Annotated in this window: 18 protein-coding genes and 1 pseudogene; 5 read left to right on the top strand and 14 right to left on the bottom strand. The window is 62.1% G+C overall.

From position 1 onward, the window contains the following. Positions 1 to 54: 54 nt before the first annotated feature. Together IE209_RS17495 and IE209_RS17490 are read right to left on the bottom strand one after the other, a co-directional pair. Positions 55 to 494: pseudogene (locus IE209_RS17495) on the bottom strand (tyrosine-type recombinase/integrase); the annotation flags it as partial. A gap of 191 nt (positions 495 to 685) precedes the next feature. Beyond that, a complete protein-coding gene (locus IE209_RS17490) occupies positions 686 to 970 on the bottom strand; it encodes an H-NS histone family protein (RefSeq protein ID WP_189688223.1) in 285 nt (94 codons plus the stop codon). Between the two features lie 875 nt (positions 971 to 1,845). On the opposite strand from IE209_RS17490, the gene IE209_RS17485 reads away from it, so the two are divergent. Together IE209_RS17485 and IE209_RS17480 are read left to right on the top strand one after the other, a co-directional pair. Continuing rightward, complete coding sequence (locus IE209_RS17485) at positions 1,846 to 2,154, top strand: hypothetical protein (protein WP_189688222.1); 309 nt, start codon at positions 1,846 to 1,848, stop codon at positions 2,152 to 2,154. Positions 2,155 to 2,160: 6 nt separating this feature from the next. After that, the gene (locus IE209_RS17480) at positions 2,161 to 3,006 is read left to right on the top strand and encodes a hypothetical protein (protein WP_189688221.1); all 846 of its coding nucleotides are present in this window, start codon (positions 2,161 to 2,163) and stop codon (positions 3,004 to 3,006) included. Between the two features lie 143 nt (positions 3,007 to 3,149). Here the strand turns inward: IE209_RS17480 and IE209_RS17475 are convergent, their stop codons facing one another. The 5 genes from IE209_RS17475 to IE209_RS17455 all read right to left on the bottom strand — a co-directional run bounded on the left by IE209_RS17475 (position 3,150) and on the right by IE209_RS17455 (position 7,211). After that, positions 3,150 to 4,109 (bottom strand): hypothetical protein, encoded by a 960-nt coding sequence (locus IE209_RS17475; protein ID WP_189688220.1) that lies wholly within the window; start codon positions 4,107 to 4,109, stop codon positions 3,150 to 3,152. A 154-nt stretch (positions 4,110 to 4,263) separates the two neighbouring features. Beyond that, positions 4,264 to 5,730, bottom strand: coding sequence for a dGTP triphosphohydrolase (gene dgt / locus IE209_RS17470; RefSeq protein WP_189688219.1), 1,467 nt, complete (start codon positions 5,728 to 5,730; stop codon positions 4,264 to 4,266). A gap of 61 nt (positions 5,731 to 5,791) precedes the next feature. Next, a complete protein-coding gene (locus IE209_RS17465; protein ID WP_189688218.1) occupies positions 5,792 to 5,983 on the bottom strand; it encodes a hypothetical protein in 192 nt (63 codons plus the stop codon). A gap of 245 nt (positions 5,984 to 6,228) precedes the next feature. Further along, complete coding sequence (locus IE209_RS17460; protein WP_189688217.1) at positions 6,229 to 6,933, bottom strand: hypothetical protein; 705 nt, start codon at positions 6,931 to 6,933, stop codon at positions 6,229 to 6,231. Further along, on the bottom strand, positions 6,930 to 7,211 hold the full coding sequence (locus IE209_RS17455) for a hypothetical protein (RefSeq protein ID WP_189688216.1): 282 nt from the start codon (positions 7,209 to 7,211) through the stop codon (positions 6,930 to 6,932). Before IE209_RS17455 ends, IE209_RS17460 begins: the two co-directional genes overlap by 4 nt. Positions 7,212 to 7,410: 199 nt before the next feature. Between IE209_RS17455 and IE209_RS17450 the strand changes: the two genes are divergently transcribed. Both IE209_RS17450 and IE209_RS17445 read left to right on the top strand, forming a co-directional pair. Beyond that, positions 7,411 to 8,301: a pentapeptide repeat-containing protein gene (locus IE209_RS17450; protein ID WP_189688215.1), complete on the top strand. Its 891-nt coding sequence runs from the start codon at positions 7,411 to 7,413 to the stop codon at positions 8,299 to 8,301. Next, entirely contained in the window at positions 8,298 to 9,233 is a 936-nt protein-coding gene (locus tag IE209_RS17445; RefSeq protein ID WP_189688214.1) for a hypothetical protein, read from the top strand. Before IE209_RS17450 ends, IE209_RS17445 begins: the two co-directional genes overlap by 4 nt. Positions 9,234 to 9,314: 81 nt before the next feature. Here IE209_RS17445 and IE209_RS17440 read toward each other — a convergent pair whose 3' ends face one another. Then, entirely contained in the window at positions 9,315 to 10,250 is a 936-nt protein-coding gene (locus tag IE209_RS17440; RefSeq protein WP_189688213.1) for a site-specific integrase, read from the bottom strand. Positions 10,251 to 10,363: 113 nt separating this feature from the next. On the opposite strand from IE209_RS17440, the gene IE209_RS17435 reads away from it, so the two are divergent. Further along, positions 10,364 to 11,188, top strand: coding sequence for an 8-oxoguanine DNA glycosylase (locus tag IE209_RS17435; protein WP_189688212.1), 825 nt, complete (start codon positions 10,364 to 10,366; stop codon positions 11,186 to 11,188). 1 nt (position 11,189) lies between these two features. Here IE209_RS17435 and IE209_RS17430 read toward each other — a convergent pair whose 3' ends face one another. The 6 genes from IE209_RS17430 to IE209_RS17405 form a co-directional block, all read right to left on the bottom strand. Beyond that, positions 11,190 to 11,783, bottom strand: a complete 594-nt coding sequence (locus IE209_RS17430; protein WP_189688211.1) for a 7-cyano-7-deazaguanine synthase — start codon at positions 11,781 to 11,783, stop codon at positions 11,190 to 11,192. Next, positions 11,776 to 13,014, bottom strand: a complete 1,239-nt coding sequence (locus tag IE209_RS17425) for a PfkB family carbohydrate kinase (RefSeq protein ID WP_189688210.1) — start codon at positions 13,012 to 13,014, stop codon at positions 11,776 to 11,778. Before IE209_RS17425 ends, IE209_RS17430 begins: the two co-directional genes overlap by 8 nt. After that, a complete protein-coding gene (locus IE209_RS17420) occupies positions 13,011 to 13,328 on the bottom strand; it encodes a hypothetical protein (RefSeq protein WP_189688209.1) in 318 nt (105 codons plus the stop codon). The genes IE209_RS17425 and IE209_RS17420 overlap by 4 nt, the downstream gene beginning before the upstream one ends. Before the next feature lie 47 nt (positions 13,329 to 13,375). Continuing rightward, positions 13,376 to 14,779: a type II restriction enzyme NmeDI-related protein gene (locus tag IE209_RS17415; RefSeq protein WP_189688208.1), complete on the bottom strand. Its 1,404-nt coding sequence runs from the start codon at positions 14,777 to 14,779 to the stop codon at positions 13,376 to 13,378. 1,143 nt (positions 14,780 to 15,922) lie between these two features. Next, on the bottom strand, positions 15,923 to 16,135 hold the full coding sequence (locus IE209_RS17410; protein WP_189688207.1) for a hypothetical protein: 213 nt from the start codon (positions 16,133 to 16,135) through the stop codon (positions 15,923 to 15,925). Positions 16,136 to 16,462: 327 nt separating this feature from the next. After that, complete coding sequence (locus IE209_RS17405) at positions 16,463 to 16,720, bottom strand: hypothetical protein (protein ID WP_189688206.1); 258 nt, start codon at positions 16,718 to 16,720, stop codon at positions 16,463 to 16,465. Positions 16,721 to 17,070: the final 350 nt, after the last annotated feature.

Here is a 17,070-nt window from a genome sequence, read left to right as displayed (position 1 = left end):
GGCCCGATGCAAAGGCAGCCGCCGCGGCTGCTTGGATTCTGCCTCCTCGGAAATCTAGAGGGCATCATCGACTTCAATGCCGAGGGATCGCACTGTCGATTCAAACTTGGAGTGCCCGAGCAACAGTTGCACAGCGCGCAGGTTCTTCGTGCGTCGATAGATCAGGGTCTCTTCGGTCCCTCGCATCAAGTGAGTCCCACAGTCCGCGCGGTCGGGGCCCTGCTCTGTGAGCCAGTGACCAAGAATCCGGGCGTACTGCCGCGTTCCCAGATGTGGCGACTTATGAAGCCGGCTTGGGAACAGGAAGTCGTCCGACCTCAGTCCAGCCTGCTTGGTCCACGCCGCCAGAACCTCTCTCTGTTAGCGGCTGTGATCTCGAACTGGACGGGGCGCTGCGTCTTGTGCTGCAGGACGATGGCGCGTGCGGCAACTTTTTCTCCAGGGCATACGTCGCGGACCTTCAAAGCAACGAGGTGGCAACCGCGCAGCCTGCTCGCATCCGAGGCAGCCGAACGCGCATACGGATGGATGCCTCAGCGTCGCTCCCGAAGAGTGGCGACAGCGACACCTGGGGCTGCCACCCGACCGACTGCCACCGAATCCTCCGAGACAGCGGTGGCTAGCACCGTGGACGGCCGACGCTTGCACCGCCTGAGTTTCGTCTCAGAGCTTCTCGCAAACGGTCTCAGCGGATGAGGAACTCTTCCCTGTTGCGGTCCGCGATCCATCGAGGAGCCTTGCCTCTTCCGGTCCACGTCGCACCCGAGGCCGGGTCTCGATACTTTGCGTCCACCTTGGTGCCAGCCACCGAGGCGCGCGTTCTTCCAAACACCTGATCCTGAGTCAATTCGAACTCCGACACGATGGCGCGCGCTTGCTCGATCGCGCCCTGGACATCGCGCTGGCGCAACTCGCGGATTTGCCGATCCAGTTCTTCGCGTTGCTGCAGGAGTTCTTTGTAGGGGGTCATCGAAGATTCGGTGGTGTTGTGCAGCCGCCATGCTACCGCGTCTCGAACCGAACAAGCACGAGCGCGATGGCACTGATTGGCAGGCATTTCAACGCGCAAACGCAGCTCGCCGCCCGTCAATTGGCCCTCGCCGACTTATTGTCAGGGTCGACATTAAGTCCGTTGCTTGCGGACTTTGGACCCATCGAGACAATGCAGTTGCGACGTTTGTTCAAACGTCGCTGCCCGACCATCCACTGGCTGCGAACCTCGGCGCGGTGTCAGAGGCTGACAGACGAACTACACGGAGGGCCAGTCCGCGAACCATCGAAACCTACGTGTCCCACGCAACACCTGTCGAGCACCCACGCTCGATGGCTCTGCGCGCCCCCGGCCGGCCTGGCCGTCCTCGTGACGCGCTGCTGCATCACCATCTTGGAATCAGAACGTTGGAGTCCATCATGTCCAAATCGAACGCACAAGGCGCCGCGACGAAGCCGCGGTCAGGAGAGCGGACCGTGCGCGCGGTCAAAGCGGCGTCGCCCGACCCGTCCGCGACCACGGCCCTCCCCGCTTCAACCGACGATGCAAGCGCAGTGAGCCAGCCTGAGGAATCGGCGGGCGGCAAGGGAGCCGGGAGGTCCCTCATCCTTCGGGACGCTGCAACCAGCGTGGTCACCATCGTTCCCCCGCGATGGCATAGTTGGCCTTTCGAACCTCGCACGCGCAAGCCAGGCAGCGGGTCGCTCACGCGACCGTTCTTGCCCCAACACATCGTTGTGGACAGGCATGAGGTCGTCGATCCGACGGCCATCCGTGCCGCTCGGTCCGTGGACCGGCTGCCGAACGGATCGGAGTTCCGGAAGACTGCCAACAGGCTGAGGTGCGAAAGCGCGATGGACCTGGTCTTGCTGCAGTCCTACGTGTCGCGGACTCCTGTGGTTGACCTGTCTGCGCTTGGAACGAAGAAGCGTTCAAGCGTGCGCGACGCAACTCGGCGCCAGTTGCTTGGTCGCGACCTCACGATGCGCGATCTGCACGATCGCCTTGACGGCTCCCCCGAACGTATCAAGCACTGTCTGCGCAAGGTGGTGCGGTACCTGCTCGATCTGAACGCGGCTGCGATCGCAGCCAAGGAATCCTCGGCCAATTCCACATGCGCAGGGTGCAAGGGCCACTGCAAACGCAAGAGCGGCAGCCGGTGAAATCCGATGACCGCCATGATGCCTGCTCGCTACCGTGTGCGCCATGATCGGGACTACGACGAGAACCCGTTGGCGGCGGCACTGCCGCTGCGATTCGAGGCGCGCCGTGCCTTACCCGGCGCCGAGCGGCGTCGACGTCCGTCTTGGCCTCTTTGTGCGGATCCATCGCAAACGGGTGCGGATCATCGGTCCGCGACCCGAGCCGGCGCTTTGCCACACGATGAGGATTCGCATTTCGTCGACGCCGTGCACCAGTCGGTGCTCGAGAGCTACCGCCCACGCAACCCGCTCGAGCGTCTGTCCTTCGACGGACGCAGGATTGGCTTCGTCTCGGCACCGATCACCCTGTTGACTTGGGAGCTGGGAGGGGTCAGTTCTGCCATGAGGCTTTTTGACCTCGCGCACGAGTCGATGCCCACCCTCATCGACCACCGCACGTTCAACGGCCGACCGTACCTCTCAAGACAACTCGTCCGTCTCACCGTCCGTCTGGATGCCACAGAAGTGCTCGTTCGCACTTGCGCTCAGATTCTCGAAGCGACCTATGCTGCCATGGGCGTCGCCGGGTCGCGACGGGTGCCTGGCTTCCGCTCTCTTGCCGCGATGGCGGCGAGCACTGCCGACGCGTGCAATGCCACCAACCTCGGCCTGTTGTGCGTACAGGCCCCATCGCCGCTGGACCACAACGAAGCATGCTCCTTGTGGGAGCTTCTCACGTACCTTCAGCTCCGATGCGGGATGGCCCTGATGTTGTGTTGCAGCGATCACACCGCTCGACGCATCGCCATGGGAAGCCGCTCCGGCTACCGTCTTCTGAAGGCCACGTGCTCCGGCTTCAGGCCATCGCGCTAGGTGTGCGATCCACGGCTGGGGACCAATTTTTGTCGGCAGGGCATACGTGCTCGGGCGACTCCCTCCAGCGCCTGCCGACCTGCGAGAGGGGCCAGAAGTAGCGCAGATCCAATTGCCAGCCCACTTGCCTGATGCAGGCGGCCCTACCAGCGTTTCGTTGCTGGCAACACCAACTGAGTCTCCGCATCGGGTATGGTCATCCGGGCAGCGTCACGCGGCACGTCCACGCCGTTGATGCGTTCGACCACCAGCAGCATGCGGCCGGCCCATCGCAGTTGAACCTTCGCCTGCAGCACGGACGCAGGGACCTCGCAGGAAAGCATCAGCTGATCGTCTGGTTTTGGCTTGCCTGCGGCCAGAGCGGAGACCACCAGGCGGCACGTTGATGGGGGCACCATGAGCGTGGCAGTGCCCGCAAGACGAATGCCCACACGCTCGGCCAGGAGCGCGGGAACCGCTCGCCATCCCGCCGCGACCAGGAACACCACCGCGGCAACGACTGCAAAGAACGTCCACACTGCTGCTGGATGCCCTCTGAAATCGGCAGCTCGGGCGTTGCTGGCGATCAAGACGATCAGCAAGATGGTGAAGGTGGCGATGCGCCACCCATCCGCCCACTCGACCGAAGGCTCGGAAAGTCCGCCAATGATCGCGAGCACGAGCACGCACAAAGGTAGCGCGGCGCCGCCCAGCAGCATCGCAGCCATGGTGAGGAAGCCCTTCCACAGACCTCGCCGCCGTTTCTCCAAACACAGTCCAAGGGCACTGCCCGCGCCCGCAGCGGATCCAACCACCAGAAACCAAGGTCCGGCAACCTCGGTGCCGACCATCGACCCAAGCAGCAGGCCGGTGCCGGACGTCAGGCCGAGAACCATCACCCAGTACACCGGCGGCCTGACCTCGTACAGCATGACCGTGAAGACAGGCGCAAACATGAACACGGTCACGAACATCCACATGAGCGCAAGCCACGCCGACACCAACGTGGCAAGCCCCAGCAAAGCCAACAAGTCCGTCGGAACGTACTCGATCGACACGAGGTACAGGTGAAGCAGCGCGCATCCGAGAACGAAGGCGCCGCCGACGATGAGCTTGTACGGCATCTGCCGAATCAACGACCACAGCGTCCGCGTCGGTCCGGCCGCTGACGTTGCCGCTCCTGAAGCGTCAAGTGGGAAAGACGTCAGGGTGGCAGGCAGATGGTTCATCGAGATTTGGTTGCTCTTGAGGACCCAGCTACCAATCGGAATGACTGCGTCAAAATGGCTTGAAGATGGTCGCCCCATTGCCAAGCAGGCGAGCATGGAACTCAGCGGCATACCGATCGGTCATGCCAGCGACGAAATCGCACACCATGCGTCGTCGTTCAAGATCGCTGGACGTCACCGCGTAACGAGTTTGCCAGTCGGTGGGAAGCAGCGCGCCGTCGCTGTCGCAGACGGTGGTAAAAATTTTGCTCACCAGATCGCGACCACGGTGCTCGACGATGGCGAGCCGCGGCGATCGGATGACGAGCTCGTAGTTGAGATGCTTCAGCACCTCGACTTGCAGCTTCGCTTGCCTCGTCAACTTGACACGAGACAGCTGCGGAAACTCTTCGTCCAGCACCAGATCGACGGAGGAGATCAAGCGCCCCACCCGTTCAGCAGTGAGCTGCGTACGGCCAAGCGGATCTGATGTGAACTTCTGATCTTGCAGCCAGCTTTCGACCTTGGCCGGGACTACGTCATCGACGAAGTGCACTGCAGGCTCCTTCCTCCCTTTCTTGCCCGCCAGGAAGGACGATTTCAGCAGCCCGACGAAGGTGGGGGGCAGGCTGATGTCGAACACGTCGGCGATCACTTCCAACAGTTCGCGTCCGTCAACCTCTTCGTACTGGTCCTCAAGCAGCGCCTTGTTGGTCTTCTCTACCACCGCTGTTCTCAGGCTTGCGTCGCTCACGAGCGCATGGGCCAACGACATGGGCGACACGAAACCAGCATGCAGGCTGTCTTCCAGGTCGTACGTCGAATAAGCGATGTCATCGGCGATGTCCATGATGTCGCACTCGATCGTCTTGAGAGGGCGGTCGTCGGGCAGTCCCGGAGCGACCTTTCGACGGATCGCCGCCACCAAGTCAGCCTCGGTGCCGTAGTACCCTTTTGCCAAGCCGTCGCGCTTCTTGCGCTTCTTTGGAATGGGACGGTCGTACTTGAGGACTGCTGCCAGGGACCGATACGTCAAGTCCAGCCCGTAGCTGGATGAAGGCGGCTTACCAGTGCAGTGGATCAATTTGCGCTCCACCGCAGTGAGGATGCGCAAAGTCTGGGCGTTGCCTTCGAATCCGCCGCTGTCGCGCATCAACTCGTCCAGCGCAGCTTCGCCGTTGTGGCCAAACGGCGGATGGCCAAGGTCGTGCGCCAGGGCAGCAAACTCGACCAAGTGCGTGTTCACGTAGGCATCTTGAAAGGCCGCCGGCTTCGCAGTGGCGTTGAGCCGGCTTGCAATGCCGTGAGCGATTTGCGCGACCTCCAACGAGTGGGTCAGCCGGTTGCGGAAGAAATCGTCTTCGGCTCCAGGGAACAGCTGTGTCTTGCCCTGCAGCCTGCGAAAGGACGGCGCATGCAGCAGCCGTGCGTAGTCCTTGCGGAAAGCATCGCGGCCGATCTCCGCTGGGCGAGAACCGTCGTTTCCGGAAGGCCGCGCAAGCTGCTCAGTTCCAACGTACAGGGGATTGTTCTTCATCTTTTTGTGCACGTAAAAAAGGCCGACTGGAGTCGGCCTTGTGTTCCTGCTCTGCGCAGTATCAGGGTTGCGCCCGCACTTTCTTCCGGCTGCGACGAGCTTCGGGCTGCGTACGCTCGCTGCGCTTGGGCGGATCACGCTGCAAAAGTGCGTAGAGCATGTCCATCTCGCGCGCAACCTGCTCGCGCATGTACTGAAATGCGACCGAGTTCCTCTGCGCTGCGCTGCGCCGGGAGATCACGTCTTCAGCCATCACTTCTCCTATGGTTACTGTCGAGCACATCGATGATACGGTAACAACGGTCACCCCTCAAGAACAGATGACAACGGTCTCGACCAATTGTCATCGACCAACTGTCATCCTGTTCCTACGCGATGCTTTCACAGGTCGGGAACGGCTAACAGGTGTCACCCGACGACCGGCAGCCGGCCACAGGACCGCCGACCTATGCCCGTCTGGCAGCAGGCGATCACGGCGCCCGTACCGCAGCCCCGCCGCTACCGCTTCGCCCTGACCCTTGGCTTAGACTGCCGCCGCGCTTGATCCGCGGCCACGTAGGCCTGCTTGGCCACCGCGAACTGATCGGGCGTCAGCAGTTTGTCGCCTTTAGGCAGGAACCACGCGAGGATGCAGCCAGGATCGGTGACCGCCAGTTGGATGTGGCTAAGCCAACGGAATTCCGTGGTGCTGCTCGACAGCCGGTCGCCCTGCAAGAACGCTCCCCTCACGAGCTGGTACCTCGCTTGTTTTGAGAGGGCTGCCTGCTTGTGAGCGGCAGAGAACACGGCGTAGTCGAGCTTGCGGACCAGCACCGTGTCCTCGCCAGCAGGAGCTTCCTCGTTGGTCGGCATGGGCTCCCCGCTGGCTTCGGACATGGACAGCAGTTGCAAGTACGCGTGCTGCCACACCGTCATGCCAGCTTGTGTCGTCATGTCGATCGACCGGGACACGCAGAGCACCGCCCCCACCACTGCAGGCGTTGCAATGGGGCGTCGGGTGTACAACCGCTCGGGGTAGTCGCAAGCACTTTGCGCGAACGCCCTCGCTCGGTCCATGTCGTTCTCAAAGAAGTACACGCCTGGCCCCAGCCAGTCGTACTTGTTCTCTGAAGGAGACAGTCCGCCCAGCCGGCCCGTCAGGAGGTCGTCGCGCGTTGTGACGTCGCAACCATGGAACCCCAGGAGCAGGGTTCCGTCGTTCACCGAAAGCGCTTGGCGAACTGGCCTTTGGCGTTCAACAAGCCGCTTTCCTTGCCGAAAGCAAGGGCAGCCTCGCCCACCAAGATCGGCGGGAGCAGGACCTCGACACCATTGTTCAGCACGACTTTCAAGTTGTGCTTCTTGCGGCTTGCGATGAGCTTGAGCGCCTTGGCTCGGCTGGGCTCCACCTTGCCAGGCTTCGCACGTCCGCTTGATCTGACGTCACGGTCACCTTCGGCCGCAAGGGCGCTTGATACGATCGGAAGCGATCTGTTCACCATGGCGCGATTTTAACTGCCGAGCGCCTTGAAGCAAAGGAGGCGGCGCCGTGCCGACTCGAGTACCGAAGACCAACCGAGCGTCCCACACGTCGTGACGCGCTCCGTCGACAATGCTCGATCGGCTTCGGAGGATGGCCACTGAGACCAGCCAACTTCCATCGTCGGACGGTGCTGCTCGACAAAAGAAACTGAAAAGCTCATGGCGGACTCCTTTTTTGACCTTGGCAAAGACCTTCCCCGGATCAACGCCGATGAACTGAAAACGATGTTGATCTCTAGCGAGGAGGTCTACGAGAAGGCTTTCGAGCCGAGTAGCAAACTTCAGGCGGACGATCCAACGGAAAAGCTCTCGGTCAAAGACAAAATCTTCAAGAGCATGCGCTTCTACGGGACGCATTTCGTGGGAGTGGTGTTCACAAGATGCACATTCCATGAGTGCCTTTTCCTGAGCGCGCACTTCGAAGATTGCGCATTCCACGAATGCAAGTTCATCCGCTGCAACACGCACAAATTCAGGCTCACCCGAACTTATCTGGACCCACGATCGTTCTTAGCCGAGATCTTTGATCAGAAGAAGTACCCAAACATTGGCGTCGATCTGTTTCACACTCTGCTGAAAAACTCCGTCGACGAAAGCCAACCGGAATTCAGAGACTCGGCGGAATACCATTTCCGACTCTGGCAACGCTACAACCACATTTCTTATTGGCGAAAAGAGAAAGGGACCGAGCGTTGGCTCAACGTCCGGTTTTACGCCTATTGGTTTTGGAACATCTCCTTCCAGTTCCTTTTTGGCTATGGAGTGAGAGTTCGAAACATCTTGCTGTGGACGCCAATGCTTTTCGCGCTCGTGTGGCTCTACAATCACATGCATTGGGCCGACTACGGCATTAAGGCGCAGGTGCTGGCCGATGTCCCTTTGTCCATTAAGACCGCGTTCTTCACCCTCGGGAACATGTCCACTTTTGGGACCGCAGACCTCACCCCGTCCACATCCTACGGACTGCTTGCGGTGTCGTTTCAGGTGGTGCTCGGCATCGGATGGATCGCCCTTTCAACCGCGATGATCGTCAAGAGGTTCGTGCGATGAGCGTTCCCGCAAACTTGGAAAGCGTGGCGATCTTCGGCTCGACGGTCAGAGGCGACGTCGACGCTTTCAGCGATCGAGACATCTTGCTGGCCGGCGCGCTCGTAGACAACGCCTTCGAGGCGAAACTGTCTGCAGCAGGCTATTCCACCAGCTGCTACACCTGGCAGCAAATGGATGGTTTGGCCCGCGACGGGTCGCTGTTCTTGCAGCATTTGAAGCAAGAGGGCCGCATCTTGGTTGATCGTGAAGGGCGTCTTGAATCCCTGCTGACGGGTTATCGGCCGCTGAGGGAGTATGGCCATCGGATCCACGAAAATCTGGAACTCTTCGAAATGGTCGGTGGCGCGGCCGAATTCGAGAGCTTGCACGGCTGGGCGTTCGATGTCTTGGCCGTGGGTTTCCGAAACCACGCCATCTTGAGCTTGGCAAACGTCGGGCGCTACGTGTTTTCGTTTTCCGCTTTGGTGGAGGAGACGGCCGAAATTCATCGTCTCTCCGCGCACGAAAAGAGACTGTTGAGCGACCTTCGAGTTCGAAAGAGAGATTACCGAACGGGATGTGCGGTCGATTCCTCAAACGTGCAGCTGAAGCAAACCTTCGCCCTGATCGAGCGCATCACAGGTTTTCGGTGCTTGTCGGAAGATCGATCCATCGAAGAATTCATCTCCCGTCAAATCAAGTCGGCTTCGGTGGCCGCACATTGGTACTATCCGTTGCGCCGCCTGGAAGGCGCATTTCGCGCCATGGAGAACGCTTCGGCGTGGCTCGATGCACGCGACATCGAGACGATCGAGTCGATCATCTGCCGTCCTTCACCGTATTGTGGTGTTGGAGCACGTTCGGTCGGCACGCTGCACGAACTGGTTAACGCAACGTTCCAAGCCTGTTTGCATCGGCAAGCCGCCTCCAAGCCAGCTCTCCGATCCTCCTGATCGCCCCAAGCACGCGCCGTGGATGGAGCTGGTCTCCAAGAAGCCGCTGGCAGGTACAGGCGGCGCCGGCCCAGGCGGAATTCAGGAGGCCGCCTGCACGCGGCCACCTCGCAACCTTTCGAGGGTGCTGGCATTGAGCTGGCGGGTCCGATCGCGGGCCTGCGCGCCACGAACCCGCCTCGCCCCGCCTTTGCCTGCTTGAACGCGCACCAGATCGATGTCTCGCAAGGCAGCTGCGCTGGTCAACGTGGCGTAGGCCGCGCGCAAGCGACGACTTCCCACGCCCTGCATGGCGGCTGCGTCGTTCAAGATCGCCCAGATGCTCCATGCGCTCACCGCGGCGCTCGAACGCACGCTGGCGACCAACGGTGACGACGGCCGCACCTTGGAACGCACAGACCGGCATTCTTCATAGCGCGTCCACAGGTCCGCAACGGGAGGCGGCAGTTCCACGGGCTGATGGCGATGCGGGCAGCTTAGCAGGGCCCGGTCCTTCGACAAATGCCGAACCTGTAGAGCGGCAAGCTCCCAAGGCTTCAAGCACCCCCAAAAGCTCAGCGCGACCACGAAGTGGCGCCGGGCTTCGCGCTCGGAAGTCGCGTGCACGCCCCCGGCAACGACTTGCCTCACGTGCACTGGCAATTCGGCGACCGGGGGTCTAACGATCACCGGAGATGGGTCCATGCGCAGCTCCCCGGGGTCCCAGGAGATCCACCCTCTCTGCATGCAGTAGGTCAGGAACGCGCGGGTGATGCGCATGGCCTGCAAGGCGCTGGAGGCTTTCAGTGCCTTGCGCGGCGGCGACAGGTAGTCGCGAGCACTCGTAAGCGACCTGAGGTAGTCGAGCCACTGAGGCCCCCGAAACGAGCGCAGATCCGCGACGCGCCTGGATGCACAGTACTCCGACAGCCGTTTCGCCTCCGCGGCATAAGCCGCGGCCGCCGAAGCCGACAGCGGCAGTGCCAGAACCCATGATTTGGCTGCGTCGTCAAAGCGCTTCGGCTTGCTTTTTGCCATGCCCAAAATTATGTGCATAATTTTTGTATGAAGAGCACGGCCGATCGAACCCAAAAGCTCGACGCAGGGAAGGCACCTGGCGTCAGCCTGCGCTCGCGGCCTGAGGCTGTGAGATGACCCAGCTCGTGCAATACCTGCAAGGCGACGACGTGGTCTGCCGCGAGCTTCCGAATGCGTCGGAGCATGTCCTGCCCGGTGTCACTTGGGGCGAGTCGTGGCGCACCTTCACGCCCGCATACTGGGTCGCCCAGATGTGGATGAGCGAGATCGACCAGAAGCCGGTGTCGCCGTTCAGCGCCACGGGCACGCTCGCGGAAGAGGTCGCCTTCTGCTTGCTCGGCGGCTTTGGCATCACCGCGGAGTTGGCGGGGGCAGCGTTCGATGCCTGCAGCGCGGCCGGCCTCGTGTCGGGGCTCTGCACGGATGCGACCGCATGGACCAGCGTGCTTCGCCAGCCGTTGGACCAAGCCGGTCGCACTGTGCGCTATCGCTACCCCAACCAAAAGGCCGTGTACCTCGCTGCGGCGATGGGCGCGATTTCGCAGGGCCTGGTCGACACGTCCAGCGGCAAGGCGCTGCGCGACAGCTTGCTCGCGATCCAAGGCATCGGTCCGAAGACCGCCGGTTGGGTCGCGCGCAACGTGCTCGACACCGACGAAGTGGCGATCCTGGACATCCACATCGTGCGTGCAGGGTTGCTGTGCAACCTCTACAGCTTTGAGCAGAAGGTCGAGCGCGACTACTTTGCGATGGAAGCCCAGTTCTTGGCACTGTGTCGGGGGTTGGGCGTTCGCCCAGCCATGCTCGACTGCATCATCTGGACCGAGATGAGGGAGCTGGGTCCGGTGGTGCACCAAGCCCTAGACCGACGGCGTGGCGCGCCCGCACCACCTGTCGATCGAACCGCACCCACGCTTGCACACTGCGTGGCGTGGTGAGTCAGCGCGCGATGCCAAGCTCCGACATCACCTCGGAATGCTTGGTACAGCCAGGGCAGTTTCCGCAGGCGAGGGTCGCAGCGTGGCACGAGTGGGACCAAGCCAGCACGGCTTGATCGATCCCCGAGGCACGCACCAGCTGCGCGCTGGTCAATTCTTTGGCAGGTGCCAGCAAAGCGATTGCGCCTTCTTGCAACTGCAAGATCGACCTCATCGCATGCAGGAATTCGGCCGATCCGTCGCGGTGTCGACCGTCCGTGGCAACGGTGCCGATGACGACCGCGTCCAGCCCGCGTTGGATCGCGACCATGGCTGCGAGGGTGATCAAATATTGGTTGCGAAAAGGCCAAAACTCCTCGTTCTCGGAATGCGGCGAACTCCGCTGGCCTGCCATCACCCCGCTGCCAAGATGCTTCACGGAGGCGGTCAAGGCCTCATGGGGGACGGTCAATGCTGCACAGATCTGCTGCGACGCGTGGATCTCCGCGCTGGCGGCTCGCTGGCCGTAGTCGATCGTCAGGGCAAGCGCTGGTCGGCGCCAGGCAGCCAAGGCGGCGGAATCGACGCCACCGGACAGCAGCAACAGCTCACGCATCGCCCATCATCTTCCAGCACGCGGCATAGATGCCCGTGGTCAGATCGTCGGTCACGTGACAACCCGTGCCCAGCAGCATCGTCAGGTCCCCCTCGGCCACCGACTCGCCCACGGCCACCACGGGGATCCCGCGTGCGACCGCGTAGCCGATTTCGAACAGCGTGCCAGCGTCCAAGCCATCGATCAGCGCCAGCACGACCAACGATCGATCCAAACCTTCCAGGTCCTTGCGCGCGACGTCTTCTGGCAAGCCCTCGCCCACCTCGTGGATGGGTGAGAAGACCGTGAACCCCATGTCCTGCAGAGCAGCCCGCGCTTCGTCGATGGCCCACTGCTGCGCGGCCGTGAAGAAGGGGCCGGCCAAGTAGATGGGCTTGTCAGGTACCGTGCGGGCACCCGACTGCCTGGCCTTCATCTGTGCGAACCGAGCTTGTGCCTGCATGTCCCCCATCTGTTCGATCGTGAAGCGGTCCTGGCCTCCGTTGACGTATTCCGCGGTCGCACGGGACGCGAACCAGGCGGCCTCGCCCGGTGCTTGCTTCCACACCAACCAGGCTTGAGCGAATGCCGCACTGAAGACGTCGCCCGATCCGATTTTGTAGACCCGTTCCGTAGGGAAAGGGCGTATCCATTCGGCCGACGAACAGGTGCGGACGAGCGCGCCTTGCGGTCCGCACTTGACGATCACGACCGACGTCGTCGGCTCGCTGAGGAGGACCAGCGCGATCGCTTCGGCGTCGCCCTGCCCCGTCAATGCCTTGCCTTCCGAAAGCGACACCACCATCGCAAGCTCTTGTGCCGTCGAGCCGTTGTCACCGTAGGCCCGGGCGCTGCTGCCATCTTGCGGGTCGTAAACGGCACGCTTGGCGACGGTCTTCGGTCGCCCCTCGAGCATGCCAAAGACCAGCAGGTTGTCGGCAGTGACCGTCCCGGCATGGGCATGGCGAGGGACCTCCGACGGCCAGATGTCCGGGCGCCCCAGCGGAAACCGGTAGTTGAACCAGACGTCCACCTCGGCCAAGCCTGCGTGCAGTTCGTAGCCAATGTGTTTCGCGATGGCGGCGAACTCGGGTTGCAGCTCAGGGCCAGTCAGTGTGTGCCAGGCGACCTCGCTGCCCAGGCTGTGCAGCACCGCTGCGGCGCGTCCGCCGCTGCCGCGGTACAGGGTGCGACGCGGGAAGCTGCAGGCCTCGCCGTAGGCTCCTCCAACCACGCTGATCCGGCCGGTCACGCGGGCCTCACGTCGACTTGGACCATGCCACCGGTGAGGTCGATGACTTCAGCCTCGAACGTGTACCCGTTGCGCAGGCAGGTCACCAAGCTGTTCTTTCGCGCTCCGGTGACCGCGCCGGCGGGCTCGTTGCCCAGTACCGCGTTCACCCCACCTTCCACGCGAGGATCAAGCTGCACGGCGAGGACGTCGCCTCGCTTGAGCTTGGCGAGCACCGCCGCCTGCGGCGAGTTCAGAACAACACGAAATGCCAACGTCGAGCACGTGTCGACGGGGGCGCCAGATCGCACCCCTCTTCCCTTCGATCCTGCCATCTGCTGATGTCTCCTCGCGACTTAAAAAGGAAGGCCGACCGGTTCGCTCAAGCGCCGTCGTCGCTGCTTGGGGCCGTGATCTCGTAGTCTTCCAGAACCTGGTCGGACAGCCAGGCCAGGTGCCTGAGATCGGCGATCTCGCGGATGCTTTCGTAGGTAAGGAAGGAGCACATGTCGCTCAGCGGCTTGGGCTCGAGCATGGCGAACACCGGCCGACTGATCTCAGCCAATACTTTGTCTTCACGCTGCGAGCTGGCGACGATGTGCAGCTTCACGTTGATGTCCGGCTGCAGCGCGATCAGGTCGGCCATGCGAAGGAGGCCCGAGTAAACGGACGTGGTGTGTTCGACTTCGAAGGCACGCGCGATCGACCTGCGACGCAGCCAGAGGACGTCGATTTGCTCGATGGTCTTGGTCGTCAGGGCGTCGTACCCCAGTGGCAAGGCATCGAGCAGTTGCCCTGGGCCCGGCGTCCAGGCTTGCAGCACCCGTGCCCTGTCGGCCTTTGGCAGCCAGATGTAAAAGCCCATCATGGCTCCCATGCGCGCCAGCAGCGCCTGGATCTGCATCGACTCGCGCAGGTTGCCTTGCTGAACCGGATCAAGGCTGCTCGCTGCCGGATCCTGGGAGGCATCGGTCGGCAGGTCGGCGTCGGCATCGACGCGGTCGGGTCCGTCCTGCGCCTCGGTCGGGACTTCGACGTGGACACGACGACCGGCTACGTGCACGGTGTTGACGCCCTTCCACAACGGCTGAACAGCAGGATCGTAGAAGAATCGAGCCACGGTACGCGCCGAGCCTGACAGCCCCAGCAACTGGGCGGCCGACTCTCGGATGGCCCTGTTGCTCCATACGATCGTCTCGCCGATGGTCGAGCCCTTCCAGTCGAACGAAAGGCCTTGCCCAAGGTGCTCAAGAATGGCCCTGCGATCTTTCAGCGAGATCACCGAGAGATTTCGAAAGGGATCGTAGGCAGCGAGGAGGGCTCCAATGCCGGTGCCGGTGGGGCCGGTCAAGTTGTTCTTCTCGCCCGCGTTGAGCCGATACAGGGCATCGATCGCGTGGGCCTTTCGACCCGGCTCATCTTCCACCAGCACGCGGTCAAGCGCATCACGCAGTTCATTGTTCGTGCGGAAGGTACGGAACAAGCGCCGCCACACGTCCTGCGGGATCATCGCGCGAGCGACAGCCTCGGTGGTTTTGGTGTTGCCTTTGCCGTTGCGATCCAAGATGCGAATGACGGCGTCGCACTCATCGTCGCTGATCGGCCCACCGTCGGACACTTTGATCCGCTGGTCCCAGAATCCGCGAAATGTTTGGCTGTGCGCCGCCCAAAGTTGGTCGCTCGCGACGCTGTCGAAGCGGGACAGAAACGGATCTACAAGGGCCGAAAGCTCCTGAATTTTTTCCATGGGCGAGGTGCGGTGCGAGTCGGCACGTGGTGCCTTCACGTGGGAAAGATCGTGTGCCACGCATCCGAACGATGTTCGTGACCAAACGTTTCTGCATGAGTGTGGCCGCGGGATGCACGCGGTTCGTCATGTCCTTCATCACAACGGTGGAGGAAAAAGGTGAAGGACCCGATGCATTGGGCGCGTTCGACGTGACGCGTCCCGCAGCCCGCACGAGAGTTCACTCGCATCACAGCGCCGAAGGGCGCCAACCGATGTCAGCCACTTTAGAGTCTCTTCCAGCTCCGTCCGCATAGCCTCTCGCTGCACAGGTACGGCCGGATGGGCATGGGGCTCCGCAAAAAGAACGGGGCGCACGGCACCACGCGGTTCGGCGCAGACTGCCAGCACCGTTGGCGAAAACGGCACCATCTCACGACTGGGGAGCCGTGGGGGTTGTGGCAGGTACACCGCGACCTTGCCGAGCGGCGCTCTGCCGCCAGCAACTCTCGCGCGGGAGAACTTGGCATCCTGCCGTTTTCAAGTTATGCTGGAAAAGATTCCGTATGGGACAGGCTATTTCTGCGTCCGTCCGGAAGGTCAAAAGCTGGCGCGACTTGGATTAGCTGTGGTCACACTCTAATACCCTGTCGTATTGATCTTTGCGGATCAAGGGTTCTGGCTCGCGAGTGGAACTATCATGGAATTCAGGGCGCTTATGCGCCCTTTTTTCCGTCTGGACTTTTTGCATGGCGCTGCCGCCTTTCCGAAGAATTGGAAGCATTCATGGGAAGTCGCATCCATGTTCCATTTCGACGTCATGCCCAAAAACGCAGAGACGACGACCCCATTTTTTGGACGCCCGTGGCGTCTCGCACAAGCTTCCGGACGCGTCAAAATACATGAACATCACGGTCCACGGCGAGGTGCGCGGTTTCAAGTACCCGCCGTGAAACGTAGTGCGCCGCCACAAGATGCTGGCTGCATTATTTGACCGCAGCGCCCACCACAGGCGCACCGACGTTCGCTCTCGCTCACCTGCGGCTGCTCCGCACCAATAAAGTCTGAGACAACTTGTCCGTGAAGCGCGGACGCTGCGGAATAGCTTCGCATCGCCAAAAGTCCGAGACACGCGGCCCCCGTGCGGCGACTGCACATCCGCCCGTTCAACAAAGTCCGAGACCAATTGCAGGAAAGGAACGTTCAGCGCCGGCCATGAGCGCCCCGGCCTTCGAGCCGTTCAAGGTCGGCAACGAAGATGGCCAGCGTTGCCTTCAAGGTCGCCAGCAGCTCCTGGGCTGCGCCAACCTGCCCGCCCTGCGGGTCCAACCGGGCAATTAGCGCGTTTTGCTCGTCCACCAGCCGGGAGCCGTCCACGACGTGGCGGCGAGCGAGTTCCAAGGCAGTTTCACCCATCACCCCCTCCGCTTTTGCCAAGGAGGCAGTGTAGGGCGCACACCACCCGGGGCGAAGTCCTACATCGTCCAGCCGTCGCCTGCGTCTACAACGCGGCATGGACAGCCAGGTTGATCGGGCAGTTGAAGCGGGGCGCAGCGCCTACCTGGCCGGCCAGCAGCGCTGGGCGAACCCGTACGGGTTGCACAACGAATCCCAGCTCGACCAGATGCAGGCTTTGGCCTGGACGATAGGTTGGATGCGCGAGTACAGCGCGTGCGTCATGCGCAGGTCCAACTTGGGCCGAGCCCATCTGCACACAGCCTGGGAGAGCCTACCCCCTTGCCCCTAGCGCACTGGCCCGTCTGAGAATTGGTCAGCGTGATGCACGGCATGCCGAGGCCGCGCCGCCATGGCATCGGCGTGAAAGTCCGCCAGCATCACGCACAGCCTGCGCGTGGCCTCACGGCGAAGCTGGCTCACCTCGTCGAGCTGCTGTTGTGTTGGACTGCTGCTGCTGCAAAGCAGCTTATGAACGCGAAGTTGTGCGGCCTGGGCCGTTGTCTCGGCCTGCTTCCATTCCTGGAAGCTCTGAAGTCTCGCCATGGGCGCACTCCCGAGGAAAGGGGTGCGGTCAGATGGCAAAGGCGGCCAGGGCACGAAGGAGGCCGCCAAAGCAATCTACGCCTATTTCCGGGCAGCGGTGTTACGAGGTGTGCTGGGAGTTGTTCAGCGCTGAATCTGGCCGGCCCCTATCCGTGTCGCTTTGGTTTTCGGCCTGCAAGACGCCAAGGCAGAACGCCTCGCGCCTGCGCGCTCCTTGCGCTTCGGCGCGTTGCTCCGGCGTCGGCTGCGCAGCCTGCTGCACGACAAGTTCTGCTGCCTTTCGTGCTGCGACGGCCGCGGCGTAGGCAGTGACCGGGGAATCAATGCTCGGAGCTGAATCGGCCAAAGCG

Origin of the sequence: Pseudorhodoferax aquiterrae (assembly GCF_014652235.1) — a bacterium.
Lineage (GTDB): Bacteria > Pseudomonadota > Gammaproteobacteria > Burkholderiales > Burkholderiaceae_C > Pseudorhodoferax > Pseudorhodoferax aquiterrae.
Note: the sequence above shows the minus strand (reverse complement) of the source record. Positions and strands in the feature narration are given on the sequence as shown.

Excerpts from the sequence above, each read along its gene's own strand:
- IE209_RS17490 (WP_189688223.1), bottom strand. The coding sequence starts at position 970 with ATGACCCCCTACAAAGAACTCCTGCAGCAACGCGAAGAACTGGATCGG.
- IE209_RS17485 (WP_189688222.1), top strand. The coding sequence starts at position 1,846 with ATGGACCTGGTCTTGCTGCAGTCCTACGTGTCGCGGACTCCTGTGGTT.
- IE209_RS17480 (WP_189688221.1), top strand. The coding sequence starts at position 2,161 with ATGACCGCCATGATGCCTGCTCGCTACCGTGTGCGCCATGATCGGGAC.
- IE209_RS17475 (WP_189688220.1), bottom strand. The coding sequence starts at position 4,109 with ATGCCGTACAAGCTCATCGTCGGCGGCGCCTTCGTTCTCGGATGCGCG.
- dgt (WP_189688219.1), bottom strand. The coding sequence starts at position 5,730 with ATGAAGAACAATCCCCTGTACGTTGGAACTGAGCAGCTTGCGCGGCCT.
- IE209_RS17465 (WP_189688218.1), bottom strand. The coding sequence starts at position 5,983 with ATGGCTGAAGACGTGATCTCCCGGCGCAGCGCAGCGCAGAGGAACTCG.
- IE209_RS17455 (WP_189688216.1), bottom strand. The coding sequence starts at position 7,211 with ATGGTGAACAGATCGCTTCCGATCGTATCAAGCGCCCTTGCGGCCGAA.
- IE209_RS17450 (WP_189688215.1), top strand. The coding sequence starts at position 7,411 with ATGGCGGACTCCTTTTTTGACCTTGGCAAAGACCTTCCCCGGATCAAC.
- IE209_RS17445 (WP_189688214.1), top strand. The coding sequence starts at position 8,298 with ATGAGCGTTCCCGCAAACTTGGAAAGCGTGGCGATCTTCGGCTCGACG.
- IE209_RS17440 (WP_189688213.1), bottom strand. The coding sequence starts at position 10,250 with ATGGCAAAAAGCAAGCCGAAGCGCTTTGACGACGCAGCCAAATCATGG.
- IE209_RS17435 (WP_189688212.1), top strand. The coding sequence starts at position 10,364 with ATGACCCAGCTCGTGCAATACCTGCAAGGCGACGACGTGGTCTGCCGC.
- IE209_RS17430 (WP_189688211.1), bottom strand. The coding sequence starts at position 11,783 with ATGCGTGAGCTGTTGCTGCTGTCCGGTGGCGTCGATTCCGCCGCCTTG.
- IE209_RS17420 (WP_189688209.1), bottom strand. The coding sequence starts at position 13,328 with ATGGCAGGATCGAAGGGAAGAGGGGTGCGATCTGGCGCCCCCGTCGAC.
- IE209_RS17410 (WP_189688207.1), bottom strand. The coding sequence starts at position 16,135 with ATGGGTGAAACTGCCTTGGAACTCGCTCGCCGCCACGTCGTGGACGGC.
- IE209_RS17405 (WP_189688206.1), bottom strand. The coding sequence starts at position 16,720 with ATGGCGAGACTTCAGAGCTTCCAGGAATGGAAGCAGGCCGAGACAACG.